Origin of the sequence: Campylobacter sp. RM12654 (genome assembly GCF_020137585.1) — a bacterium.
Taxonomy (GTDB): Bacteria; Campylobacterota; Campylobacteria; order Campylobacterales; family Campylobacteraceae; genus Campylobacter_E.
In genome coordinates this window covers 1-380 of record NZ_JACGAR010000091.1, presented here as the reverse complement: position 1 = coordinate 380, position 380 = coordinate 1, and the positions used below count along the sequence as shown (strand labels likewise).

Genomic DNA, 380 nt, shown 5'->3' with positions numbered 1-380 from the left:
AGATTGCTAATAAATTTTTAGAAGTTAGCCAAAATGCAGTGCTTAGTAAAGAAGAGATGTTAAACTCAAGGCTAGGAGTAAGGCTTGATGGCGAGATAAATGAATATAATTTATTGCAAATTACTAGCGTAGAACTTAATGCTAAAGGAGATGATATTAGCGATGAAATGTATGAAGCTCATAATACTATTTCAAAGGATTTAAGTGATACTATTTTAAAGGATAAAAATAAAGATGGTTCATTAACACTAGATGAACTTATGTTAAATGAGAGTAAAGAAAAATATTTAGAAGAATTAGAAAATCTATATAAATACACTGAAAAAAATCAAATTGATAAAAAGCCTAAAATAGATTTAAGACTAAAAGAATACGCTATT

At 26.6% G+C, this 380-nt stretch carries 1 protein-coding gene; it reads left to right on the top strand.

The window, feature by feature from the left end; genetic code table 11:
• Positions 1 to 380: hypothetical protein (locus tag AVBRAN12654_RS09445; RefSeq protein WP_336614400.1), on the top strand; the 380-nt coding region annotated here is incomplete at both ends.